Source organism: Blautia sp. aa_0143 (assembly GCF_004167315.1).
GTDB lineage: Bacteria > Bacillota > Clostridia > Lachnospirales > Lachnospiraceae > Blautia_A > Blautia_A fusiformis.
Map to the genome: position 1 here is coordinate 54,368 of NZ_RCXU01000019.1, position 23,964 is coordinate 78,331.

Below are 23,964 nucleotides of genomic sequence, written 5' to 3' on the forward strand. Positions count from 1 at the left end.
AAACTTCCCTTTTTCTGAAAATTGTTATATAATATTAAGTATCTTATATAAAGAAACAGGGAGGTATTTTGGAACATGGATTATAAAGAAATCTATAATCAGTGGCTTGAAAACCCATACTTCGATGAGGCGACAAAAGAAGAATTGAAAGCGATCAAAGACGACGAGAATGAGATCAAAGAGCGTTTTTATATGGATCTTGAGTTTGGTACGGCAGGCCTGCGTGGTATCATCGGCGCAGGTACCAACCGTATGAATATTTATGTGGTAAGAAGAGCAACCCAGGGGCTTGCCAACTATATTGCCAAGGTTGACAAGAAATCCCAGGGAGTTGCTATCGCATATGATTCCCGTCATATGTCACCGGAGTTTGCCCAGGAAGCAGCGCTTTGCCTGGCAGCAAACGGGATCAAGGCTTATATCTTTGAGACACTTCGTCCGACACCGGAGCTTTCCTTTGCAGTACGTCATCTGGGCTGTGTGGCGGGTATCAACGTAACAGCCAGCCACAATCCTCCGGAATACAACGGATACAAGGTTTACTGGGAGGACGGCGCGCAGATCACACCACCTCATGATTCCGGTATCATGGGCGAGGTAAAGGCGATCTCCGACTGGAATACCGTAAAGACCATGGACAAGGAAGACGCAGTAAAGGCAGGACTTTTCGAAGTGATCGGACAGGCTGTCGATGATGCTTACATGGCAGAGCTTAAGAAACAGATCATCCATATGGATGCGATCCAGGCAGAGGGCAGGAACCTGAAGATCGTTTACACACCTCTTCACGGAACCGGCAATATCCCGGCCAGAAGGATCCTTAAAGAGCTTGGATTTGAGAATGTATATGTAGTACCGGAGCAGGAGCTTCCGAACGGGGATTTCCCGACAGTCAGCTATCCGAACCCGGAGGCAGCAGAGGCATTTGAGCTTGGCCTGAAGCTTGCGAAGGAAGTGGATGCAGACATCGTACTTGCCACAGACCCGGATGCAGACCGTCTTGGCGTCCGCGTAAAGGATAAAAACGGAGAGTATCATGATCTTACCGGTAACATGTCCGGATGCCTTCTTGCAAACTATGAGCTGAGCCAGAGAAAGGCTGTAAACGGAAGCCTTCCGGAGGACGGAGCTCTTGTAAAGACTATCGTTACAACAAACCTGGCAGATGCCATTGCCAAGGGATACAACGTGAATCTTATCGAAGTACTTACCGGATTCAAATACATCGGACAGCAGATCCTCGGATTTGAGAACAGTGGCAAGGGTACATATCTTTTCGGATTTGAGGAGAGCTACGGTTGCCTGATCGGAACCTATGCAAGAGACAAGGATGCCATTGTTGCTACCATGGCACTTTGCGAAGCTGCTGCTTACTATAAGACACAGGGCAAGACTCTCTGGGATGCAATGATCGATATGTATGAGGAGTTCGGTTACTATAAGGATGCCATTCAGGCAGTTACCATGAAGGGTATCGAGGGTCTTCAGAAGATCCAAGAGATCATGACAACACTTCGTCAGAATCCGCCTGCTGAGTTTGCCGGACATAAGGTGACTGCTGTACGTGACTACAAGCTGGATGAGATCACAGATCTTGCAACAGGTGAGAAGAAGCCGACAGGACTTCCGAATTCCAATGTTCTCTACTATGAGCTTACCGATGATGCATGGGTTTGCGTAAGACCGTCCGGAACAGAGCCTAAGGTTAAATTCTATTATGGCGTTAAGGGAACATCTCTTGCAGATGCAGACGAGAAATCCGATGCAATGGGCAAGGCTGTTCTTGAAATGGTTGATTCCATGAAATGATAAAATGGTCACATTCCGCCTGTAATATGCGAAAAACCTTGACATTATAAGCCAAAAGCGGTATATATATAAAGCAAAGTCAAAAATAAGAGAACATCAATTATAGGAGGAAACACCATGAATAAAACAGAGTTAGTGGCAGCAATGGCGAAAGACACCAATCTTTCCAAGAAAGATGTAGAAGCTGTTCTGAAATCTTTTATCGATGTTGTAACAGATGAACTGAAAAAAGGCGAGAAGATTCAGCTGGTTGGATTTGGAACTTTCGAAGTAAGCACAAGAGCTGCAAGAGAGGGAAGAAATCCTCAGACTGGTGAGACCATGACGATCGAGGCTTCCAAGTCTCCGAAGTTCAAAGCAGGAAAAGCTTTAAAGGACGTTGTCAACGGTAAATAATCTGTTGGTTCAGAGTGATAACGGCAGGGGAAACCGGTTTTTGGTTTCCCCTGCTTTTTTAGGAGGAAAAATTATGCGTCTTGATAAATATCTGAAAGTATCCAGACTGATCAAACGCCGTACGGTGGCAAATGAAGCCTGCGATGCAGGAAGAGTTCTGGTCAATGACAAGCCGGCCAAGGCTTCTGTACAGGTAAAGACCGGTGACACTGTGGAGATCCAGTTTGGAAGTCGTAATGTAAAGGTTGAAGTCCTGGAAGTTAAGGAAACGGTAAAAAAGGATGAGGTGGAAAGCATGTTCCGCTATATCTGATGCAGGGACAGCTGCCGTTTGGGCGTGATGGTCTATTCCGGATGGATTTTTCATAAAATAAAAGAGAAATCATCCCCAGGGAGGTATGGATTGGACGAGAAGAAACCGGCAGCATTTCACAGTCTGATGCTGGAGCGGCAGAAAGGCGGCACCATAACGGGAATCCGGGAGGTGATCTCTTTCGATGAAAAAGAAATACTGCTGCATACAGAGGAAGGAAAGTTATCCATAAAAGGCGAAGGACTTCATGTAAAACATCTTGATCTGAAAAGCGGGCAGCTTAGCTTGGAGGGAAAAATCGACAGTCTTACCTATCTTGGCAGGAAAAAGGACAAAAAAGAAGGATCCCTTTTAAAAAGACTGTTCCATTAAAGCTAAAATGACAGCAAACCGGTTGATATTTTTTTGAAGAAGTTGTAAAATTTGGATGTATAAGCTCGTAAAAGGTAAAGAGATCAGATTGTGTAAAAAAGGAGCAGCAGATTGAAAAATCCAAAAAATGGAAAAGAAAAAAAACGGATCGGATATAATTATCTTGGCATGGCGGGGATCATGGTGATCGCACTGGTGTTGCTGGGAAGCCTTATGCTACAGAGTAAGACTCTGGAACGGCGCAGGGATTATTATGATTCCAAAGCTACAGCACTGGAGAAGTCCATTGAAAGTGAGAAGGAACGTACCAAGGAGATCGAAGCAGAGAAAGAACATATGAAGACCGACGAATATGTGGAAGAGGCGGCTCGTGAGAAGTTGGGACTTGTGAAAGATAACGAGATCGTGTTTCAGGAAGAAAAATAGCTGAAAATCAAAGGTTTCGACGAAATTTTTTTTGACATTTTCGTGCGGCTTTGACAGATATTTCAGGGATCTTCCTTTATAATGTTCAGTCAGTGAAGGTTATAAGGGGAGGGGAAAATATGCAGGAATGGATCATTGCCATGCTCGTAGTCAGCATACTGCTGATACTCCGGGACATGGCAAAAACTGTCTTTTCGGGAAAAACGAAGGAAAAAGAAGAAATGCTGCCGCTTTGTGAAAGCCATCCCCAGAAGGAAAAAGTGGAACGGTATGCAGCATCCTTCCGGAAGCTTGCGGATACATTCTACGGAATGCCTTACCGTAAGGAATTTTTGAGCGGAGGACAGCTGAACCGTATCATATCGGACACCAGTGCGGCTGTATGTTCCAGATGTTATCAGAGAGAGATCTGCTGGGGAGAGCGTGCCGGGGAAACCATGCGGGGCAGTGAGAATATGATCCGTACCATGGAGGAAGGCAATGAAGAGAGTATCCAGAGAGCACGCAGTGAATGGATGGGAGCATGTGGCCGTTCCGCCCAGTATTTTCAGGTCCTGAATGAGGGATTTCGTGAAGAAAGGCAGAATCTCGTGTGGGATAACCGGATGATCGAAAGCCGGCTTGCAGTTGCACAGCAGCTGACGGAAATCTCGAGGATCATGGATCATATGGCAGAAGAGCTGTATGATATCATGCCGGCAGATCCGCAGTTTCAGGAAGATCTGAAAAAGGCTCTTCGTAAAAAGCATGTACTTGTAAAGAATGTCTGGGTCATGGATAAGATCGAAGGAAGACGGCAGATATTTCTGAATCTGAGAGCCAGGAGCGGACAGTGTGTTTCCATGACAGAGATCGCACAGATCCTGTCCAGGATCTGCGGAAGCTCCATGACGCCGGACGCCGACAGCCGCAGTATTGTAAATGGAGATTTTCGTATGGTCCATTTTGTGGAGGATGTCAGTTATCAGATGCTTTACGGAGTAGCGCGGCTTACAAGAGAAGCGGAAAAGGTTTCTGGAGACAATTATATCTGTCGTCAGGAAGAGGATGGCAGGTTTTTTCTCTGTCTGTCTGATGGGATGGGTTCCGGAATAGAAGCGTTTAAAGAAAGCGAGATCGTGGTAGAACTTCTGGAACAGTTTCTGGAATCCGGCTTTTCTCAGGAGACAGCTGCCAGAATGGTGAATTCCGCACTGCTATTGAAAGGACGGGAAGGGATGTTTTCTACTGTTGATATCTGTGCGGTGGATCTTTATACCGGGATCTGTGATTTTCTGAAAGCAGGGGCGTCTTCCACATTTATTAAAAGAGATCACTGGGTGGAATCCATTGCTTCGGAAAATCTTGCAGCAGGCTTGGTCCAGCAGTTGGATTTTGATACTGCCTCAAGGAAACTTTATCATGGAGATTATCTGATCATGATGACAGATGGAGTTCTGGATGCACTTCCTACAGAACGGGAAGAGGAAACCATGAAGGAGATCATTATGGATGTCCGGGAAAAAGAGCCCAGGGAGATGGGACGGGGAATACTGGAAAGGGTCCTGGGATACAGTGATTATCATGCCAGGGATGATATGACAGTAGTTGTGGCAGGATTGTGGAAAAAATAGAGTATTTTTGGTTACAGGAGAAAAAATGATCACACGTGTAAGAAAATATATCAGAGACAATCGGATGCTGAAAGCAGAGGATATGGTTGTGGCAGGGGTTTCCGGAGGGGCGGATTCCATAGCAATGCTTCATATTTTGAAAAGTCTTCAGAAAGAGATCGGTTTTTCCATGGAAGTGGTTCATGTCCATCATGGGATCCGGGGCCAGGAGGCGGACCGGGATGAGCAGTTTGTGGAAAAAATCTGCCGGGATTGGGGAATCCCTTTCCGGTCCAGGCATTATCCGGTTCCGGAGCTTTCCGGAAAGTGGAAGCTGGGAGAAGAAGAAACCGGAAGGATCGTGCGAAAACAGGCGTTTCAGGAGGAAAAAAAGAGACTTGGTTTTTCCGGAGAACAGTCAAAAAAGAACGGACAGTTCCGGGTTGCGCTGGCACATAATCGCAACGATCTGGCAGAGACTATGCTGCATCATCTGGCAAGGGGAACCGGTATCCGGGGACTTTCCGGGATACAGGCGGTAAATGGTGAGATCATCCGGCCGGTTTTGTGTTTAGAACGGAAGGAGATCGTCAATTATCTGAAAGAGAGAGGTATTTCCTATATCACAGACAGCAGCAATCTTTCAGATGACTATACAAGAAACCGGATCCGTAACCATATTCTTCCGGCTATGGAACAGAAGATCAATGCAAAAGCGGTGGAGCATATGGCAGAAACCGCACGGGTTCTGGCAGAGGCAGATTCGTATCTTCAGAAAAAGGGAAGGGAGCTTCTGGCAGGCTGCCGGAAAGAAAATGGCTATCTTCTGGATGAAAAATTTTTTGCACAGGATCTTATCCTTCAGGAATATGCGGTGATGGAGGCGTTTGAGATATTGTCAGGAAAACGTAAGGACTTTACATCTCTTCATGTGGACCAGGTCCTTTCGCTTCAAAAAAAAGAAAACGGTCGTTATATCAACCTTCCGGAATCGCTGCGGGTAATACGACAGTACGGAGGGGTATGTCTGAAAAAGAACTCTGCATCAGACAGAGAGAACGCTGCTTCCACTGAAAAAAAAGTATCGGCAGGTCTCAGAGAAATGTCTATGGAGCTTCCGGTACCTGGAATTCTGGAAAGTCCTTTCGGAGTTTTTGAGTCGAAAATTTTTTCTTATAAGAAACAGAAGATTGAAGAAAAAAAGTATACGAAATGGTTTGATTATGATAAAATAAAAAATAGTCCATGCGTTCGGACCAGAAGACAGGGAGATTATCTTACTGTAAACAGTGAAGGCGGAAGAAAGAAGCTGAACCGGATCTTTATTGATGAGAAGATTCCGGCGGAGATGAGAGACAGGCTTCCGGTTGTTGCGGCAGGATCTGAGATACTCTGGATCCCGGGAGGACGGATGAACGAGAAGTATAAGATCACTTCCACTACAGGGAGAGTGTTAGAATTACATTACCAAGGAGGAGCTTTAGCATGAGCGAAAAAATCAGGGTTTTACTCAGTGAAGAAGAGGTAGATGCCCGTATCCAGGAAGTTGCAGATATGATCAACAAGGATTATGACGGAAAAGATGTACACATGATCTGCGTTCTGAAAGGCGGCGTTTTCTTTATGTGTGAGCTTGCCAAGAGGATCACACGCCCGGTAACACTGGATTTCATGTCTGTGTCCAGTTACGGTGATGATACGAAATCCAGCGGTGTTGTAAAGATCGTCAAGGATCTGGATCAACCACTGGACGGGAAAGATGTTCTGATCGTAGAGGATATCATTGATTCAGGCAGAACCTTAAGCTATCTGCTGCGTATCCTGAAGGGCAGACATCCGGCAAGCATCAGACTCTGTACACTTCTTGACAAACCGGAGAGACGTGTGACAGATGTAGAGGTAGATTACTGCTGCTTCAATATTCCGGACGAGTTTGTAGTAGGATACGGACTTGATTATGCCCAGAAATACAGAAACCTTCCTTACATCGGAGTAGTGGAGCTTCAGGACTGAAAGGAGATTTAACCAAGTGAGCAAGCATTCAGGTAAGATAGGCCTGTACCTTCTGCTTATTGTGGCACTGATTGCAGGATATCTGTATCTCAATGACCAGGTATCTACCCAGGGCAGCTACACAATGGGCCAGCTGGAAAAGGCTCTGGAAGAAGACAAAGTGACGGATGCGGTGATCCATCAGAACAGAGAAGTGCCCACCGGTTATGTAACAGCAAACATTGTTTCAGATGGTCAGAAGACAGTCTACGTAACCGATGTAAAGGAAGCGGAGGCGCTTCTTGAAGAACATGATATCGATCCGACGATCCGCAATGTACCCAAGGACAGCTCCATGATCGGAACAGTACTTCCGGTAGTGCTTACCGGCGCGATCCTTCTCTTTTTCTTTATGATGATGAACCGGCAGATGTCTGGAGGCGGCGGAAGCAATGCGAAGATGATGAATTTCGGAAAAAGCAGAGCCAGGATGTCGTCCCCTGATGATAAGAAAGTAACGTTCAAGGATGTTGCAGGTCTTCAGGAGGAGAAGGAGGATCTGGAGGAAGTGGTGGATTTCCTGAAATCCCCACAGAAGTATACCAAGGTAGGTGCCAGGATCCCGAAAGGAGTGATCCTTGTGGGCCCTCCGGGAACAGGTAAAACTCTTCTCGCGAAGGCAGTTGCAGGAGAGGCCGGAGTTCCGTTTTTCTCCATTTCCGGATCCGATTTCGTGGAGATGTTTGTTGGTGTCGGTGCTTCCCGTGTACGAGATCTTTTTGAAGAGGGCAAGCGTCATGCACCGTGCATCATCTTTATTGATGAGATCGATGCGGTAGCCCGTCAGAGAGGAACCGGTATGGGCGGCGGCCACGATGAGAGAGAGCAGACGTTGAACCAGCTTCTTGTAGAGATGGATGGTTTTGGAGTAAATGAAGGAATCATCGTAATGGCAGCGACCAACCGTGTGGATATTCTGGATCCTGCGATCCTCCGTCCGGGACGATTTGACCGTAAAGTCGATGTGGGACGCCCAGATGTCAAGGGCAGAGAAGAGATCCTTATGGTCCATGCCAAGGACAAACCGCTGGGAGATGATGTGGATCTTCGCCAGATTGCCCAGACAACCGCAGGATTTACAGGTGCAGATCTGGAGAATCTTCTTAACGAAGCTGCCATTGATGCTGCAAAAGAGGGCCGTCCTTATATCATGCAGAAGGATATCAAGAAAGCATTCATCAAGGTCGGGATCGGTGCAGAAAAGAAGAGCAAGGTCATCTCTGATAAAGAGAAAAAGATCACAGCTTATCATGAAGCAGGCCATGCGATCCTGTTCCATGTACTTCCTCATATGGATCCGGTATACACCATTTCCATTATCCCTACGGGAATGGGAGCTGCCGGCTACACCATGCCGCTGCCGGATAATGATGAGATGTTTAATACAAAGAACAAAATGCTGGAGGATATCACCACGCTTCTTGGCGGACGTGTGGCTGAGGAGATCATCTTCGGAGATATCACCACCGGTGCTTCCAATGATATCAAACGTGCCACAGAGACTGCACGCTCTATGGTAATGAAATACGGTATGTCTGAAAAAATTGGTCTGATCGCTTACGGCAACGATGACGATGAGGTATTTATCGGCCGTGATCTGGCACATACCAGAGGCTACAGTGAGGAAGTGGCAAGAGAGATCGATGGGGAGATTTCCCGTATCATCCGTGAGTGCCATGAGAACGCAGAGAGCATCATCCGTGAGAATATCGGCGTTCTTCACAGCTGTGCGGCCCTTCTTCTCGAGAAGGAAAAGATACATCGTGAAGAGTTTGAAGCACTTTTTACAACAGAAAAAGAAGAGGTTGCAAAAACAAACGAATAAAATGCACAAAAAAAAATATTGAATTTTGTGAACTTTGTGCACACTTTTTGGTGGACACATGGTACTATAAATACCGTAAAAACCCCCCAATACATTATATAGTTTTTGCTACACCCCATAAGAAGAAATACCTTCTCCAAAAAAGGCAGCTTAACCAGCTGCCTTTTTTACTGCCCAAAAATAAAAGACGAATTACGGAGAAAACAGATATATATGCTTGCGGGATGGAAAAATTAAGATAATATATTTAAAACATGGTACTAAAAACGGAATGAGGAAGATAGAATGTTATATGAAAGCATGGAGACTGCAAAGAAGATGCGGTATATACTCAATATGAGTCCGGTATTAAATAAAGACGCAATGTTCAGTGACGGGACGGAATATTACCGTACACCTGTGGAGCCGCGGGAAGGTGATACAGTTACGATCCGTTTTCGTACCCAGAGAAATAACGTGGACAACGTCTGTCTTGTGCATGACGGAGAATATCTGGAAATGAAGCGGGAAAAAACTTCCGGAAGCTTTGATTATTATACTGCACAGATCGTAATGGGAAAAGATCTTGTACGATATTACTTTGAGATCCATTCAGGACTTGTTACCTGTTATTATGATACAAATGGTGTAAGCACCAGACATGAGGAAAGGACAGAATTTGAGATCTATCCCGGATATCATGTGCCTGAGTGGCTGAAGGGTGCTGTGATGTATCAGATTTATGTGGATCGTTTCTGTAACGGAGATCCTTCCAATGATGTGGAAACAGGGGAATATTTCTATATCGGGGACACTTCCGTAAAAGTGGATAACTGGGAAAAGGTTCCGGCTGTGATGGGTGTCCGGGAATTTTATGGCGGCGATCTTCAGGGAGTTATGGATAAGCTGGATTATCTTCAGGAGCTTGGAGTAGATGTGATCTATCTGAATCCGGTCTTTGTCTCTCCCAGCAACCATAAGTATGACTGTCAGGATTACGATCATATCGATCCGCATATCGGAAGGATCGTAGCGGACTGTGATGGTCTGTTAAGTCCCGGAGACAGTGATAACAGTCATGCCCTTAAGTATATCCGCCGTGTGACCGATAAACGGAATTTGGAGGCCAGTAATAAGCTTTTTCAGGAGCTTGTGGAGGAAATTCACAGAAGAGGGATGAAAGTGATCCTGGATGGGGTATTTAACCATTGCGGATCCTTTAATAAATGGATGGACAGGGAACGGATCTACGAAAATCAGGAAGGCTACGAGAAGGGGGCTTATGTTTCGGCGGACAGCCCTTATCGTTCTTTCTTCTGCTTCCAGGATCAGAACCGCTGGCCCTATAATCCAACCTACGACGGCTGGTGGACCCATGATACCCTGCCAAAGCTGAACTACGAAGAATCTGAGGAGCTTTGCCGGACGATTCTTGATGTGGGCAGAAAATGGGTTTCGCCGCCGTATAACGTAGACGGCTGGAGACTGGATGTAGCTGCAGATCTGGGCCACAGTAATGATTTTAACCATCATTTCTGGAAAGAGTTCCGGAGGACAGTAAAAGAAGCCAATCCTGATGCAGTGATCCTTGCAGAACACTACGGAAATCCGGAAAGCTGGCTTCGCGGCGATGAGTGGGATACGGTTATGAACTATGACGCTTTTATGGAGCCTGTAACCTGGTTCCTGACCGGAATGGAGAAGCACAGTGATGAGTACCGGGAGGACCTTTATGGCAACAGTGAGGCCTTTATCGGGGCGATGAAGCATCATATGCAGTCTTTGCATATGGGCGCGCTTTATGGAGCCATGAATGAGCTTTCAAACCATGACCATTCCAGATTTCTGACAAGGACCAATCACAGAGTAGGAAGGCTTTCCTACGCAGGCGCAGAGGCAGCATCTGCAGGCATCAATCCTGCTATCATGAGAGAGGCTGTTGTGATTCAGATGACGTGGCCTGGTTCGCCTACGGTATATTACGGGGATGAGGCCGGCGTCTGCGGCTTTACAGATCCGGATAACCGCAGAACTTATCCCTGGGGAAAAGAAGACCAGGAGATGCTGGACTTTCATAAACGTATGATCTGCATACACAAGGCATATCCGATTCTTGCAAAAGGTTCCCTGGAATTTCTGTGGAACGATCATCAGGGCTTGAGCTATGGTCGTTTTTCTGATTCTGAACAGATCATAGTGATCCTTAATAATCAGGATCAGGAGAGAGACATAAGGGTAACAGCCTGGAAAACCGGTGTAAGCCGGAAAGAAGCAACGGCTTTTCAGCGCCTGATGCTTTCTTCCGGAGAGGGTTATACGGAAATGCCGGAAGAATATATTGCAGATGCAGGGATTCTTCAGGTGAAGATGCCTGCATACGGAGCGATGGTGCTTCACCACAGGGCGAGGGATAAATACAAATGATGCACGAGTAAGGCAGAGAAAAAAGCCAATCTGTTCTTCCATTAGGAAGCAGATTGGCTTTTTGCATTGTGTTTTATGAGTTATTCTTCTGTAACGTGTTCCAGACCCTGATTCATGATGGTTGCCACATGGCTGTCTGCCAGGGAGTAGTAAATGGTTTTTCCATCTCTTCGAAATTTGACCAGTGACATCTGCTTCAGTACCCGGAGCTGATGGGAAATGGCACTCTGGGTCATGGAAAGACGATCGGCAATATCCTGAACACAGAGCTCTTCCACAGAAAGTACGTACAGGATACGGATCCTGGTAGGATCACCGAAAACCTTGAACAGGTCGGCAAGCCGGTACAGTGTATCATCATTGATCGGGTAATCTATATGTGTTTTCTTCATTTGCGCATCCTCCAAACTGTTAACTTCTATTGTAGCTGAAAAAAACGCACCGGTCAAATTCTTTTCTGCATCACTGGGGAGTTGTATGGATGCACAGGGATCCGCTGCAGGATATCTGCCCTGCAGAACGGATCTTATTTTTTATACAGGATACGAATGGAATTCAGCACGCAGATCATGGCAACGCCAGTGTCTGCAAATACGGCCATCCACATGTTGGCATGTCCGGCAAGACCAAGGATCATAACTGCGATCTTGATCACCAGGGCAAATATTACGTTCTGCCATGCAATACGGTTTGTGCTTCGTGCAATGGCGATAGACTGAGGGATCGCATCTACATTGGAATTCATAAATACGGCATCTGCGGCTTCAATGGCAGCATCTGCACCGCTTCCCATGGCAGCACCTACATCAGCACCTGCAAGAACAGGAGCGTCGTTGATACCGTCACCGACAAACATAACCGTTCCATGTGCCTGGCGGACCTTTTTCAGGGCATTGAGCTTATCCTCCGGAAGAAGCTTTGCATAGATCTCATCGATTCCGGCATCTTTTCCTACAGCCTGTGCACTGTCTTCGGAGTCTCCAGTGAGCATAACGGTGTGGAGACCAAGCTTTTTCAGAGAAGCAATGGCTTCCTTTGCGTCAGGTTTGATGGTATCGGAGATCAGCATATATCCTGCGAAGGTTCCGTTTACTGCCATAAATACTTCAGAGCCGTAAGCGGCTTCCTTTAATTCTCCGATTGTAACTCCGAATTTATCCATCAGCTTGCGATTTCCGCAGAGAACTTTTCCCTCCGGCATTTCCGCAACGATCCCGTGACCGGAAATTTCTTCCAGGGAGATCGGTTTTTCAAATTGGATCTCACGTTCCTTTGCGGCAGCAACGATGCTGTTTGCAATAGGATGTGTGGAGTTCTGTTCACAGCCTGCACACATGGAAAGGAGTTCATTTTCCGTGTATTTACCGGTGGCAACAACCTTCTGAAGCTGGAAGTTACCCTCTGTGATAGTACCGGTCTTATCCATGATCACAGCGCCGAGCTTACTTAATCCTTCGATGGAAAGGCCACCCTTGAAAAGGATACCCTTTTTGGAACCGGCACCAATCCCAGAGAAGAAGGCCAGCGGGATACTAAGTACAAGAGCACAAGGGCAGCTCATTACCAGGAAAGTAATGGCTGTGTAGATCCAGTAATGCCAGTTTCCGGTAACAAGGGATGGGAGTATGGCAGTTGCCACTGCGATTCCTACAACACAAGGAGTATAAACCCTGGCAAAACGTGTGATAAAGCGGTCGATCTTCGGTTTGCTTGCTGCCGCGTTTTCTACGGAATCCAGAATACGAGTGACCATGGATTCTTCCAGAGGTTTTTCCACGCGGATCTTAAGCTGGCCGGAAGTGTTGACGCAACCAGAAGTGATCTCATCACCTTCATTTACAGCAACCGGTACAGGCTCTCCTGTGATCGGAGAAGTGTCGATACGGCTGTTTCCCTCAATTACGATACCATCAAGAGGGATGCGGTCTCCGGGACGGACCAGAAGAATGTCTCCGATCTGAGCCTCTTCAGAGGGAATTACCTGGATATCATCGCCTGTGACCAGGTTTACAACTTCCGGACGAAGGTCTACGGCATTCATGATCTGCCCGCGGCTTCGTTCAACGGCTTTTTCCTCAAAAAGCTCGCCGATGCGGTAAAAGAGCATAACGCCTACGGCCTCAGCAGAATCATTGATGGCAAAAGCGGCAAGTGTTGCAATGCTCATGAGAAAGTTTTCGTCAAAAATCTGTCCGTGAGAGATGTTTTTGGCAGCTTTTACAACGATAACACCCCCAAGCGCCAGGTATGCGATCACAAATACAGGAAGAGTGGCACTGGTACCAAAGCCTTTGTGTTCCATGATCTCTCCGGCAACGAAGAGTACTGCACCGATGATAATGCAGATGATATCTATGTTTTCCTTGGAGAAAAATTTCTTCTTGGAAGCGGTTGTGTGAGTCACTGTTTTTGGGGACTGAGCCTTTGGCTTCGGATCCTTTTCTTTTACAAGAACTTCGGATTCAATGGATGTACAGATCTTACGGATCTGATCCAGGTATCGATCTGGATTCTTTGCAGTTAAGCGAAGCTGTTTTGTTGTAAAAGTGATGGTTGCTTCGGAAATGCCTTCAAGGTTTGCAATCTGTTCCTCCATTTTGGAAGCGCAGTGAGCGCAGCCTAGATTCTCCAGAAGATAGGTCTTGGTTGTTGTGTCAGTGGAAGCTGCCGGAGCTGGATTTCTCGGAACAACTTTAACTTCAGACTCAATGGATGTGCAGATCTTGCGGATCTGCGGAAGCAGAGCGTCTGGATCTGCAGCCCCTAAGCGAAGCTGTTTTGTTGCAAAAGTAATGGTAGCGCTTTCGACGCCTTCAAGAGCCTGGATCCGTTCCTCCATTTTGGAAGCACAGTGAGCGCAGCCGAGGTTCTCCAGAATGTAGACACGCTTTGCGGTGAGAGCATTGTGGGAGTGACCATGGTGCTCATGCTCGTGATCCCCGCAGCCACAGCTGCAGTGCTCGTCATGGTGGTGAAGGTGCTCGTGTGCATGATGTTCGTGTTCGTGATCCTCGCAGCCACAGCCGCAGTGCTCGTCATGGTGGTGAAGGTGCTCGTGTTCATGATGTTCTTGTTTTTGATCCTCGCAACCACAGCCGCAGTGCTCATGGTGGTGATGATGCTCATGTTCATGATCTTCATGGTCATGATTCTCGCAACCACAGACGCAGTGATCATCATGGTGATGGTGCTCATGATCGTGATGTTCTTCATGCTCATCATGGCTGTGATGCGCATGCTCGTGACCGCAGCCGCAGGAATCTGCGGACTTCATGGAATCTTTCTTTAATTTTTCTTCCATATGAACTCTCCTTGCTGATTCGTTTGTTTTTTATATGAATATATGAATTAATGTTCATATGACTATTTAATCATATATAAAAATCTTTGTCAACAGCTTTTCAAAGAACGGATCAAAGAAAAGTAAAATTTATTGCAAAAGAAATATAGAAAATATTAATATATTCTGAAAAAATAATCTATTTTATTATTTTTATTTATCATGTTATACTTTCAACAAGTAAAGAAAGGTAGCAACATGTACAGTATCGACTTAAACAGTGACATGGGTGAGAGCTTTGGCGCATATAAGCTTGGCGGCGATGAAGAAATCATCAAATATGTCACAACAGCAAATGTAGCATGTGGCTGGCATGCAGGCGATCCGATGGTAATGGATAAGGTAGTCCGCATGGCAAAGGAACGTGGCGTTATGGTTGGAGCCCATCCTGGATATCCGGATCTTCTTGGCTTTGGACGAAGAAAGATGGTTCTCTCTCATGATGAAGTTAAGAATTATGTCAGATACCAGATCGGAGCACTGGCTGCATTTACCAAGAGCTACGGAATGAAGCTTCAGCATGTCGCTCCTCATGGAGCAATGGGGAATGGCTGCCAGTATGACGAGGATATTTCCACAGCGATCTGTGAGGCAATCTGCGAGTATGACAAAGATCTGATCGTTTATTACTGTGCAGGAGCAGTTCTTGGTGATATCGCTGAGAGCAAGGGACTTCGTACAGCATCTGAGATTTTTGCAGATCGTGCATACATGGATGATCTTTCTCTTGTAAATTGTTAAAAGAATTATATTGTTATATGATTTCGTAAGTGATATACTTAAACATAAGGAAAACCGTGTGAAATTACAGTTTGCTTTTTGCACGGTTTCTTTTATACATGGTAGTTAGTTAAAGCTAACAACAGAACGATGTGAGAGTACTTTTGACTATACAGAAAGGAATATATAATGCTAATGAATGTTTTTGAAGGTATACTGATTCCATTTGTTGGAACAACGCTAGGTGCAGCATGCGTGTTTTTTATGAGAAAAACACTTAGCAAGTTACTGCAACGTGCACTTGCAGGGTTTGCAGCAGGTATAATGGTTGCTGCTTCAATCTGGAGTCTTCTGATTCCGGCAATTGAACAATCTGAGAATATGGGAACTTTATCGTTTGTTCCGGCAGTTGTTGGGTTCTGGATTGGTATATTGTTTTTACTCGCACTTGATCATTTGATTCCACATCTTCATGTTGGAAGTGATCAGACAGAGGGACCGAAAAGCAAACTTGGCCGTACTACGATGATGGTGTTGGCAGTTACGTTACATAATATCCCTGAAGGTATGGCAGTTGGTGTAATGTATGCAGGATTTCTTGCTGAAAATGCACAGATTACAGCAACAAGTGCACTTGCTTTATCACTTGGAATTGCTATCCAGAATTTTCCAGAAGGAGCGATTATATCCATGCCGCTTAGGGCAGAGGGTGAAAGTAAGAGAAAGGCATTTCTGGGAGGTGTACTTTCAGGAGTCGTTGAACCGATTGGAGCAATAATGACGATTCTTGTCGCACAGCTGGTAATCCCGGCATTACCATATTTACTCAGCTTTGCAGCAGGAGCTATGTTATATGTCGTGGTTGAAGAACTAATTCCGGAAATGTCTCAGGGACAGCACTCGAATATCGGTACGCTTTTCTTTGCACTTGGATTTAGTTTGATGATGATCTTGGATGTGGCACTGGGGTAAGAGGAGAGGAAAGATTCTTATGAGAATATTGATTTATGGTGCTGGTGTGATTGGATCCTTGTATGCGGCTTTATTTGCAGAAGCCGGTTATGATACAAATATTTATGCCAGAGGTAAAAGACTTGAGGCTTTAAGAAATAATGGATTGAAATATAAGAAAAATCAGGAAGTAATAAAGGCAGAGATTAGGATTCTTGGAGAACTACCAAACGATGATATTTATGATTTTGTCTTGCTTACTGTCCGGGAAAACCAGCTGTATGAAGCACTTACTGAATTGAAAAATAATAAAAGTAATACGATTGTTACAATGATAAATTCACTGGACAGTTACAATAAATGGGAAGACATTGTCGGAAAAGGAAGAATATTACCGGCTTTTCCAGGAGCAGGCGGAAGTATAAATGATGATGGTATCCTTGATGCAGCACTTACTCCAAGGTTGATTCAGCCGACAACATTTGCAGAAATATCAGGAAATAAATCCGAAAGAACTAAGCAGTTTTCAGAGATATTGAGGCATGCTCATATACCATACCAGAAAGTAACGGATATGCATCTATGGCAGCTTTGTCATCTTGCTATGGTGGTACCGATTGCAGATGCGTATTATGAATCAGACGATCCGGAGAAAGTGGGAAAAGAATGGAAAATCATGAGGAAAACAGCAGAAAGGCTGAAAAGAAATTTTAATTTTTTGCGAAAACAAAAGGGTAAACTGTCACCATGGAAAATGAATATTTTTCGCTTTTTACCATTGTCATTTCTGACGATTATGCTGGCAGTTACATTTGGAAGCAGTTTTGGAGATAAATTTATGTATCAACATGCTATGAAGGCACCAGATGAAATGAGGGAATTGCATAAGCAGTTTTATGCTTATATGAAAAAAATGAAGAAATGCGGATGCAAGGCGAAAAAGGTACAGTGATTGGAGAAAAAGCATGAAAAATGAAGAATATAAAAAATTGTCAATTAAAGAGTTTACAAAAGCAGCAGGAAGATATGAAAGTAACCATGCTGGCATTTACGAAATGTGCAAGAAAGATTATCCGGATATTCTGGAAGAATTAGAGAAGGAGCCATTTAGAGATTTATTAGATGCAGGCTGTGGGCCTGCTCCAATGATTTCTTTATTAGCAGAAAAACATCCAGACCGGCATTATACAGGACTGGATCTGACTCCGGCAATGATTGAACAGGCAAAAAAGAAAAATATACCAAATACAACATTTGTTGTAGGAGACTGTGAGAACTTTCCTTTTGAAAAGGATTCATTTGATGCAATTATTTGTTCTATGAGCTTCCATCATTATCCGGATCCACAGGCATTTTTTGACAGTGTGAAAAGATGTCTTCGCCCAAATGGAAGATTGATACTGAGAGATGTGACCAGTGACAATAAAGTATTGGTATGGCTAATGAATACATTGGAAATGCCGTTGGCAAATATATGCGGACATGGAGATGTCCAAGTGCCAACAAGAGATGTGGTCATAAAATGTTGCAAAAAAGCAGGATTAAAAGTAGAAAAATTTGAAATTCGTAAAGGTATGCGAATGCATTGTGTTGTGAGAAAACCTATGGGAAAGGCGATAGGAAATGAAAGATAAGTATCTTAGGGAAACACGAATGGTTGATTTTTCTAATCCGGCAATTCAAAAACTTATTCAAAATATGAAATGGAAGGAAATGGGTGAATTTGAAAGGATTAAGGCAATCTACAACTATGTAAGAGATGATGTTTTATTTGGATATAATATTGATGACGGAATTTCAGCTTCAAAAGTACTTGCAGATGGTTATGGACAATGTAATACAAAAGGAACTTTATTTATGGCACTTTTACGTGCCTGCAATATTCCATGCAGAGTACATGGTTTTACGATTGATAAAAGATTGCAGAAAGGGGCTATGACCGGGTTTGTTTACCGTAATGCTCCAAAAAGTATTTTCCATAGCTGGGTAGAAATTAATTTCGAAAATCAGTGGTACGAACTGGAAGCTTTCATTTTGGATAAAACCTACATAAAGAAGTTACAGGAACAAAATTCGGAATGTACAGGTGCATTTTGCGGTTATGGAGTAGCAGTCAAGGATTTCAGAAATCTCATTATTGAGTTTGATAGGAACAATACTTATATTCAGAGCGAGGGAATCAATCAGGATTTTGGTGTTTATGATTGTCCAGATGAACTGTTGAAGGAACATCATCAAGAAATTTCAGCCTTTAAAGCATTTGCTTATAGACATATTGGAAGACACCTCATGAATCGTAATGTCAGGAAGATTAGAGAACGATAGTTTTAAGCTTTTAGAATTAAAATTAAATTTGGAGGGTAATATGGCAGACAAAATACAAAATGCTTATGAAACATCAAAAAATATATATGACGATGTTCTTACGCAAAGAAATATTTTCAGCAAACTGTATATTAAGCTATTTTGGAGTGGCACGGATGATAATGATATAGCACGAAAAGTTTTATCATATGTTCCTGATGACTTTTCAGGAAATCTTCTTGATGTTCCGGTTGGAACTGCTATATTTACGGAAAACAAATGGAGCTCTCTGAAAAATGCACATATTACTTGTATTGATTACAGCATGGATATGCTTGAACAAGCCAGAAAAAGACTTGGTAGTCATGCGCATATCAAATGTATTCAGGGGGGTGGGAAACCTGCAAATGGAGAATGAATCTGTTGATACCGTTGTCAGTATGAATGGTTTTCATACATTTCTTGATAAGCAAAAAGCATTTCATGAAATATGGCGTGTTTTGAAACCAGGCGGCGATTTCATTGCCTGTTTTTATATCAGGGGAAAATTGAAACGGACAGATTGGCTGGTAAAAAATATTCTTGCAAAGAAAGGGTGTTTTTCTCCACCGTTTCAGACGGAGAAAGAGCTGAGAGATATCCTTCAAAAGCTATATAAAGAAACGGATATCCATGTTGACGGTTCTATGGTATATTTCCGTTGTGTGAAGTAATGCAATGATGCTGGATTTATAATAAAGTTTCAGATAATAAGTCTGGAACTTTATTTTTGTCTAAATGGATTATTGCCGTCCGTTCAGGTCTGGATAATGCTCGATTCTCATGTTAAGATAATAGAAAAAGGTTAGATAAAACTAACATAAAAAATACCACTATGTGAAAGGAGAAGAAATTTGAATGTAAATGAAATTGCAAGTCTTGGAAGTAATGTGAAGCCTGTGATTCAGAATGAGAATTGTGCTGTTCTTATGTTAAATGATGCGACAGGAGAGGGCGTTATGACGGTTTACTGAGTAATGTCAGGTGTGATGATTTGTTTTTCAGACATGCACATGGAACAGTGCGCATCTGAATTTTATCTGTATTCTTTTGTGGCTTACCTGTATGAACTGGAGAGTGGGGCTGATTGCAGTGACGGGTGCTGCTGTTTCTCTGATTCAGGATGAAATTGAAATCGAATGGAATTTTGACGATATTTTTTCAGAACAGAGATAACTTGAGCAGGACAAGAATGATTTATCAGAAGATAATAAAGGTGCTGGGACTACCTGATGGAAACGTCAGATAGTCTTCGGCAGAAAAAAATAAAATTTTTTTGTCCTATACTTGACACATCCACATATGCTGAGGCATACGTTTTGCACCAGATGTGCAGAAGCTGGCCTAGATATCAAAGTTTTACAAATGATCATGGGACATAGTGACATAAGCATTACAATGAACATATACAATCACGTAGATGCTGCAAGAGTACAGAATGAAATAAAAAAGCTTGAAAATGTAATGTAATAATCAGAGCCATTCCCTTTATCGGGCGTGGCTCTTTTATGACAATTTTTGTGACAAATAGGATCTTCAGGAAGCATGTGCAAGGATCAAAAAAGCAGTGGAAGAGCTGAAAAACAAATGATCAGATAAAAAATACCCACCGCTTTTTTGGTGGAAAGCGGTGGATCAAAAATCCTGGTATAAATAATATAATAAGAAGAAACGGTAAAGCAGAAAATCTTCCTGACGGACTTGTGCTTACCGTTTTTTTATTTCTGTCGTTCCCATACCTGGCCGATCGGGAAGGACGGAGTGGATTCTGCAAGAAAGTCTTCCAGTGCATTTTCGAAGAATTCCACGGCACGTTTGCTAGTGGACTTTGGATATTTATGCTTGATCTTATAGCAGACACGGTTTGGCGGTGTGTTTTTCAGTTCACTGATAAAAAGAGGCCGGTAATGGGAAAGCTCCAGGATCACAGACTGTGGTGCGACCATCCAGTTTCCCGGTTTTTTCCAGAGACGGTCCAAAAGTGTGATGGTATCTGCCGCAATGTGAGGCCTGGAAGCGGAGGAAAGCCAGCGGTCATGCCAGATCTGATAATTGTCATCCCAACTTAAAAACAGCTCCAGGGATGGATCCAGCTCATCGGTATGTATTGCCGGAGCCGGAATCACTGGCTGATCCGATTGTATCAGATAAAGTTTTTCTTCGAAGATTTTCTCTGTTATGATATTCTTGTAATGCAATTTGTGGTAGACAAATCCGATATCAATGCTGTGTTCTCCAAGAAGACCGTAGAGCTCTGAAGAATGATGGGACTCGATGTTCAGGTCCAGCTTGGTCTGCTCATTTAAGATCCTGTCATACAGTGGTGCGAAAACAGCTACGTTCAGGCTGTCTGTACAGCCGATGGTAAGCAGCAGGGAATCCTGATTGCGCTGCAGCTCCATAGTTTCCTTCCAGAGAGACATCCAGCGTTCTGCAAGGATGATAAAATCTGTTCCCTTGGCAGTCAGTTCCACCTGCTTGTGGCCTTTCTGACGGATCACAAGGGGAAAACCCAGTTCGTTCTCCAGAGATGTGAGCCGGTGGCTGACAGTAGGCTGGGAAAGAAAAAGAAGATCCGCTGTACGGGTGATGCTCTTGGTATTTACAATGGTGAGAAAGGTTTCGATTTCAGCAAGATTCATATGAACAGCTCCTTTTCTTTGGTGTTGTCTATAGGGTGGTTTAAGCTTTGATAATATAAAAATTATTTATATTATACAGAGAAATTATTCGTTATTCAATAGTAAGCTTGTATGATATGATAAATACAATTAAAAAAGAAAATCAAAAGAAGAGAGGTTTTCATATGGCATTAGGATGTAGGATCAGACGAAACTTTGAAAGACCGTCAAAAGAATTAGTAGAAGCCTTCCGTGGAATTCCAGTTGCAAATATTGATGATAACTGTGGAAAGATCGCTGCCGTAGATTCCAGTATTTTCCCGCTGAACCCGAAGGCAAGACTTCTGGGAACTGCATTTACAGTAAATGCACCGGCAGGAGATAATCTTCTGTTCCATAAAGCACTGGATATGGCTCAGCCGGGAGATGTTATCGTTCTTGCAAACAAAGGAAGCAGGATGGAGTTATCCTTATCAACAACAGCCGTGGTCAGCTTGTTGTTGAGCAGAATCTGGCAGATGCTCTGAATAGTGGGAAGGTTTATGCTGCTGGTCTTGATGTTGTTTCTACTGAGCCGATCAAGGGGGATAATCCGCTTCTCAAGGCTAAAAACTGCATCATCACTCCGTATATCTCCTGGGCTGCTCAGGCTTCCAGACAGAGGATCATGGATATTACGGTTGATAATATCAAGGCTTTTCTGGATGGTAATACGGTTAACAGAGTTAACAAATAGATTTTTTTTCGGTGTTTCGATTTCCTATGTATGATGTGTGAGGAAAGGACGGCTGTCTCGCTTTTGGGGGTGGCCGTCTTTTTCTTTGTGTGGTGGATTGAATGAACCGTACGCCGGGGATGTAGCAGCGGTACGGGCAGGGCTCCGTCGGCGGATACTGCTAAGACTCCGGAAATCGGCTAAAAACATTGAGACAGGGGCAGAACTCGCCTCTGGCTCAGACAGCAGCCCCTGTCTCAATAACGCCGATCCCCGCAGCCTAAGCAGTATCACACCTCCTCCGCAGCAGCCCATACTGTTGCCACATCCCCGGCTGAAAATTCAACCGCAGAGAGCAGACAATAGAAGCGAATGTACATTCTGCCCAGTGCCCAAAAAACACAATATATAAAAATAAATCGGCACAGCGTTCCACGTCCAACACCGAAGCATACAGGAACAAGATCGGCACAGCATCCCACAACCAACACCGAAGCATACAGAAAACGGCCTCAAAACAATCCATAACCAATAAAGCAGCCGGCCGTATCCCCAAAAAAATAAATCGGCACAGCACCCCGCATCCAACACCGAAGCATACAGAAACTAGATCGGCACAGTGTCCCACAATCAACACCGAAGCATATAGAAACTAGATCGGCACAGTGTCCCACAATCAACACCGAAGCATACAGGAACCAGATCGGCACAGCGTCCCACATCCAATATCCAAGCATACAGACACAAGTCAACACCCTCCCCTCATCCACAACCAAGAACTCCTTAAAAAAAGCCCGAGGGGTGTGCAGAGGGGCCGCGGCTTTGCGGCCCCTTTGCGGTTTTCTTTTTGCACAAAAAAATAGCTCCTACATCGCAAAGATGTAAGAGCTAAATTCGCTGGATGGAGAAGGATTCGAACCTTCGAAGGCGGTGCCAACAGATTTACAGTCTGCCCCCTTTGGCCACTCGGGAATCCATCCGTGAACAACAAATGTATTATATATAACATTTGATAAAATTGCAAGCTTTTTCTCAAAAAAAATAATAATTCCCACAGCATCAGCATTTTTGGTAAAATACTGGACTTACCAAAGGAAATCTGCTATTATGAGTACGGTTGGATATAAAGGACACGGTTTTTCCGTATCCTAATACAGGTTAGGAGGATTTTATCATGTTAGTAAACGCAACAGAAATGCTGAAAAAAGCAAAAGCAGGCCATTATGCAGTTGGTCAGTTCAACATCAACAACCTTGAGTGGACAAAAGCTATCCTTCAGACAGCTCAGGAGCTCAACTCTCCTGTAATCCTTGGTGTTTCCGAGGGTGCCGGTAAATACATGACAGGTTATAAGACTGTTGTAGGTATGGTTAACGGTATGATGGAAGAGCTGAACATCACTGTTCCGGTTGCTCTTCATCTTGACCACGGCAGCTATGATGGATGCCTGAAATGTGTTGAGGCTGGTTTCTCTTCCATTATGTTCGACGGATCTCATTATCCGATCGATGAGAACGTAGCTAAGACTAAAGAGCTGGTTAAGATCGTTGCTGAGCACAACATGTCTCTTGAGGCAGAGGTTGGTTCCATCGGTGGCGAGGAAGATGGTGTTGTTGGTATGGGCGAGTGCGCTGATCCTGAGGAGTGCAAGAGAGTTGCAGATCTTGGAATCAACTTCCTTGCAGCTGGTATCGGTAACATTCACGGAAAATATCCGGCTAACTGGCAGGGCTTAAGCTTTGAGACTCTGGATGCTATTCAGAAACTGACAGGAGATATGCCGCTTGTTCTTCACGGTGGTACAGGTATCCCGGCAGACATGATCAAGAAAGCGATCAGCCTTGGTGTTTCCAAGATCAATGTAAATACAGAGTGCCAGCTTGCATTTGCTGAAGCTACACGTAAATACATTGAAGAGGGTAAGGATCAGCAGGGTAAAGGATATGACCCACGTAAGCTTCTTGCACCTGGAGCAGAAGCGATCAAAGCTACTGTTAAAGAGAAAATGGAGCTTTTCGGATCTGTCAATAAAGCATGATGAATCGAAAATAATATATGGAAGAAGCCGGAATGGGAGCAAGCCTGT

General features: G+C 44.2%; 23 protein-coding genes, 1 tRNA gene and 1 pseudogene. 21 read left to right on the forward strand and 4 right to left on the reverse strand.

Annotated features, from left to right (window positions below; translation table 11 throughout):
• Window positions 1-75: 75 nt before the first annotated feature.
• From EAI83_RS10915 to EAI83_RS10960, 10 genes are all read left to right on the forward strand, one after another.
• Complete coding sequence (locus EAI83_RS10915) at window positions 76-1,809, forward strand: phospho-sugar mutase (protein WP_015527116.1); 1,734 nt, start codon at window positions 76-78, stop codon at window positions 1,807-1,809.
• 102 nt (window positions 1,810-1,911) lie between these two features.
• On the forward strand, window positions 1,912-2,205 hold the full coding sequence (locus EAI83_RS10920) for an HU family DNA-binding protein (RefSeq protein ID WP_227573730.1): 294 nt from the start codon (window positions 1,912-1,914) through the stop codon (window positions 2,203-2,205).
• A 73-nt stretch (window positions 2,206-2,278) separates the two neighbouring features.
• The gene (locus EAI83_RS10925; RefSeq protein ID WP_015527118.1) at window positions 2,279-2,518 is read left to right on the forward strand and encodes an RNA-binding S4 domain-containing protein; all 240 of its coding nucleotides are present in this window, start codon (window positions 2,279-2,281) and stop codon (window positions 2,516-2,518) included.
• 90 nt (window positions 2,519-2,608) lie between these two features.
• Window positions 2,609-2,890, forward strand: coding sequence for a sporulation protein YabP (gene yabP, locus EAI83_RS10930; RefSeq protein WP_044960948.1), 282 nt, complete (start codon window positions 2,609-2,611; stop codon window positions 2,888-2,890).
• Between the two features lie 111 nt (window positions 2,891-3,001).
• Window positions 3,002-3,316 carry an FtsB family cell division protein gene (locus tag EAI83_RS10935; protein ID WP_021650636.1) on the forward strand — a complete coding sequence of 105 codons (315 nt, stop codon included), beginning with the start codon at window positions 3,002-3,004 and terminating at the stop codon, window positions 3,314-3,316.
• 119 nt (window positions 3,317-3,435) lie between these two features.
• Window positions 3,436-4,929 carry a SpoIIE family protein phosphatase gene (locus EAI83_RS10940; RefSeq protein ID WP_015527120.1) on the forward strand — a complete coding sequence of 498 codons (1,494 nt, stop codon included), beginning with the start codon at window positions 3,436-3,438 and terminating at the stop codon, window positions 4,927-4,929.
• A gap of 25 nt (window positions 4,930-4,954) precedes the next feature.
• A complete protein-coding gene (gene tilS / locus EAI83_RS10945) occupies window positions 4,955-6,397 on the forward strand; it encodes a tRNA lysidine(34) synthetase TilS (RefSeq protein WP_059085401.1) in 1,443 nt (480 codons plus the stop codon).
• Entirely contained in the window at window positions 6,394-6,921 is a 528-nt protein-coding gene (gene hpt / locus EAI83_RS10950; protein WP_015527123.1) for a hypoxanthine phosphoribosyltransferase, read from the forward strand. Before tilS ends, hpt begins: the two co-directional genes overlap by 4 nt.
• Before the next feature lie 16 nt (window positions 6,922-6,937).
• Complete coding sequence (ftsH, locus tag EAI83_RS10955) at window positions 6,938-8,785, forward strand: ATP-dependent zinc metalloprotease FtsH (protein WP_059085402.1); 1,848 nt, start codon at window positions 6,938-6,940, stop codon at window positions 8,783-8,785.
• Window positions 8,786-9,070: 285 nt separating this feature from the next.
• The gene (locus EAI83_RS10960; protein ID WP_059085403.1) at window positions 9,071-11,188 is read left to right on the forward strand and encodes a glycoside hydrolase family 13 protein; all 2,118 of its coding nucleotides are present in this window, start codon (window positions 9,071-9,073) and stop codon (window positions 11,186-11,188) included.
• Window positions 11,189-11,268: 80 nt separating this feature from the next.
• On the opposite strand, the gene EAI83_RS10965 is transcribed toward EAI83_RS10960, so the two are convergent.
• Together EAI83_RS10965 and EAI83_RS10970 are read right to left on the reverse strand one after the other, a co-directional pair.
• The gene (locus EAI83_RS10965) at window positions 11,269-11,580 is read right to left on the reverse strand and encodes an ArsR/SmtB family transcription factor (protein WP_022427364.1); all 312 of its coding nucleotides are present in this window, start codon (window positions 11,578-11,580) and stop codon (window positions 11,269-11,271) included.
• A gap of 134 nt (window positions 11,581-11,714) precedes the next feature.
• Window positions 11,715-14,489 (reverse strand): heavy metal translocating P-type ATPase, encoded by a 2,775-nt coding sequence (locus EAI83_RS10970; protein ID WP_243113482.1) that lies wholly within the window; start codon window positions 14,487-14,489, stop codon window positions 11,715-11,717.
• A gap of 237 nt (window positions 14,490-14,726) precedes the next feature.
• On the opposite strand from EAI83_RS10970, the gene EAI83_RS10975 reads away from it, so the two are divergent.
• The 8 genes from EAI83_RS10975 to EAI83_RS11005 all read left to right on the forward strand — a co-directional run bounded on the left by EAI83_RS10975 (window position 14,727) and on the right by EAI83_RS11005 (window position 20,012).
• On the forward strand, window positions 14,727-15,269 hold the full coding sequence (locus tag EAI83_RS10975; protein WP_330409194.1) for a 5-oxoprolinase subunit PxpA: 543 nt from the start codon (window positions 14,727-14,729) through the stop codon (window positions 15,267-15,269).
• A gap of 168 nt (window positions 15,270-15,437) precedes the next feature.
• Window positions 15,438-16,220, forward strand: a complete 783-nt coding sequence (locus EAI83_RS10980; RefSeq protein WP_199868607.1) for a ZIP family metal transporter — start codon at window positions 15,438-15,440, stop codon at window positions 16,218-16,220.
• A 19-nt stretch (window positions 16,221-16,239) separates the two neighbouring features.
• Window positions 16,240-17,151, forward strand: a complete 912-nt coding sequence (locus EAI83_RS10985; protein WP_129975382.1) for a ketopantoate reductase family protein — start codon at window positions 16,240-16,242, stop codon at window positions 17,149-17,151.
• A gap of 13 nt (window positions 17,152-17,164) precedes the next feature.
• Window positions 17,165-17,833, forward strand: a complete 669-nt coding sequence (locus EAI83_RS10990) for a class I SAM-dependent methyltransferase (protein ID WP_118377725.1) — start codon at window positions 17,165-17,167, stop codon at window positions 17,831-17,833.
• Entirely contained in the window at window positions 17,823-18,524 is a 702-nt protein-coding gene (locus EAI83_RS10995; RefSeq protein WP_015527132.1) for a transglutaminase-like domain-containing protein, read from the forward strand. Before EAI83_RS10990 ends, EAI83_RS10995 begins: the two co-directional genes overlap by 11 nt.
• A gap of 40 nt (window positions 18,525-18,564) precedes the next feature.
• Window positions 18,565-18,921, forward strand: a complete 357-nt coding sequence (locus EAI83_RS17590) for a class I SAM-dependent methyltransferase (RefSeq protein ID WP_243113483.1) — start codon at window positions 18,565-18,567, stop codon at window positions 18,919-18,921.
• Window positions 18,911-19,216, forward strand: a complete 306-nt coding sequence (locus tag EAI83_RS17595) for a class I SAM-dependent methyltransferase (protein WP_242872599.1) — start codon at window positions 18,911-18,913, stop codon at window positions 19,214-19,216. Before EAI83_RS17590 ends, EAI83_RS17595 begins: the two co-directional genes overlap by 11 nt.
• Before the next feature lie 628 nt (window positions 19,217-19,844).
• On the forward strand, window positions 19,845-20,012 hold the full coding sequence (locus tag EAI83_RS11005; protein ID WP_092071326.1) for a tyrosine-type recombinase/integrase: 168 nt from the start codon (window positions 19,845-19,847) through the stop codon (window positions 20,010-20,012).
• 248 nt (window positions 20,013-20,260) lie between these two features.
• Here the strand turns inward: EAI83_RS11005 and EAI83_RS11010 are convergent, their stop codons facing one another.
• Entirely contained in the window at window positions 20,261-21,184 is a 924-nt protein-coding gene (locus EAI83_RS11010; protein ID WP_015527133.1) for a LysR family transcriptional regulator, read from the reverse strand.
• Between the two features lie 164 nt (window positions 21,185-21,348).
• On the opposite strand from EAI83_RS11010, the gene EAI83_RS11015 reads away from it, so the two are divergent.
• Together EAI83_RS11015 and EAI83_RS17900 are read left to right on the forward strand one after the other, a co-directional pair.
• Window positions 21,349-21,690, forward strand: a complete 342-nt coding sequence (locus tag EAI83_RS11015; protein ID WP_129975384.1) for a hypothetical protein — start codon at window positions 21,349-21,351, stop codon at window positions 21,688-21,690.
• A pseudogene (locus EAI83_RS17900) lies at window positions 21,612-21,899 on the forward strand (NAD(P)-dependent oxidoreductase); the annotation flags it as partial. The gene EAI83_RS11015 and the pseudogene EAI83_RS17900, both read left to right, overlap by 79 nt.
• Before the next feature lie 877 nt (window positions 21,900-22,776).
• Here EAI83_RS17900 and EAI83_RS11025 read toward each other — a convergent pair.
• Window positions 22,777-22,858, reverse strand: a tRNA-Tyr gene (locus EAI83_RS11025).
• Between the two features lie 194 nt (window positions 22,859-23,052).
• Between EAI83_RS11025 and fba the strand changes: the two genes are divergently transcribed.
• Window positions 23,053-23,916: a class II fructose-1,6-bisphosphate aldolase gene (fba, locus tag EAI83_RS11030; RefSeq protein ID WP_015527136.1), complete on the forward strand. Its 864-nt coding sequence runs from the start codon at window positions 23,053-23,055 to the stop codon at window positions 23,914-23,916.
• Window positions 23,917-23,964 lie beyond the last annotated feature (48 nt).

Coding starts and splice junctions, on each gene's coding strand:
- EAI83_RS10915 (WP_015527116.1), top strand. CDS start 76: ATGGATTATAAAGAAATCTATAATCAGTGGCTTGAAAACCCATACTTC.
- EAI83_RS10925 (WP_015527118.1), top strand. CDS start 2,279: ATGCGTCTTGATAAATATCTGAAAGTATCCAGACTGATCAAACGCCGT.
- EAI83_RS10940 (WP_015527120.1), top strand. CDS start 3,436: ATGCAGGAATGGATCATTGCCATGCTCGTAGTCAGCATACTGCTGATA.
- tilS (WP_059085401.1), top strand. CDS start 4,955: ATGATCACACGTGTAAGAAAATATATCAGAGACAATCGGATGCTGAAA.
- hpt (WP_015527123.1), top strand. CDS start 6,394: ATGAGCGAAAAAATCAGGGTTTTACTCAGTGAAGAAGAGGTAGATGCC.
- EAI83_RS10960 (WP_059085403.1), top strand. CDS start 9,071: ATGTTATATGAAAGCATGGAGACTGCAAAGAAGATGCGGTATATACTC.
- EAI83_RS10965 (WP_022427364.1), bottom strand. CDS start 11,580: ATGAAGAAAACACATATAGATTACCCGATCAATGATGATACACTGTAC.
- EAI83_RS10970 (WP_243113482.1), bottom strand. CDS start 14,489: ATGGAAGAAAAATTAAAGAAAGATTCCATGAAGTCCGCAGATTCCTGC.
- EAI83_RS10975 (WP_330409194.1), top strand. CDS start 14,727: ATGTACAGTATCGACTTAAACAGTGACATGGGTGAGAGCTTTGGCGCA.
- EAI83_RS10980 (WP_199868607.1), top strand. CDS start 15,438: ATGCTAATGAATGTTTTTGAAGGTATACTGATTCCATTTGTTGGAACA.
- EAI83_RS10985 (WP_129975382.1), top strand. CDS start 16,240: ATGAGAATATTGATTTATGGTGCTGGTGTGATTGGATCCTTGTATGCG.
- EAI83_RS10990 (WP_118377725.1), top strand. CDS start 17,165: ATGAAAAATGAAGAATATAAAAAATTGTCAATTAAAGAGTTTACAAAA.
- EAI83_RS10995 (WP_015527132.1), top strand. CDS start 17,823: ATGAAAGATAAGTATCTTAGGGAAACACGAATGGTTGATTTTTCTAAT.
- EAI83_RS17590 (WP_243113483.1), top strand. CDS start 18,565: ATGGCAGACAAAATACAAAATGCTTATGAAACATCAAAAAATATATAT.
- EAI83_RS17595 (WP_242872599.1), top strand. CDS start 18,911: ATGGAGAATGAATCTGTTGATACCGTTGTCAGTATGAATGGTTTTCAT.
- EAI83_RS11005 (WP_092071326.1), top strand. CDS start 19,845: ATGCTGAGGCATACGTTTTGCACCAGATGTGCAGAAGCTGGCCTAGAT.
- EAI83_RS11010 (WP_015527133.1), bottom strand. CDS start 21,184: ATGAATCTTGCTGAAATCGAAACCTTTCTCACCATTGTAAATACCAAG.
- EAI83_RS11015 (WP_129975384.1), top strand. CDS start 21,349: ATGGCATTAGGATGTAGGATCAGACGAAACTTTGAAAGACCGTCAAAA.
- fba (WP_015527136.1), top strand. CDS start 23,053: ATGTTAGTAAACGCAACAGAAATGCTGAAAAAAGCAAAAGCAGGCCAT.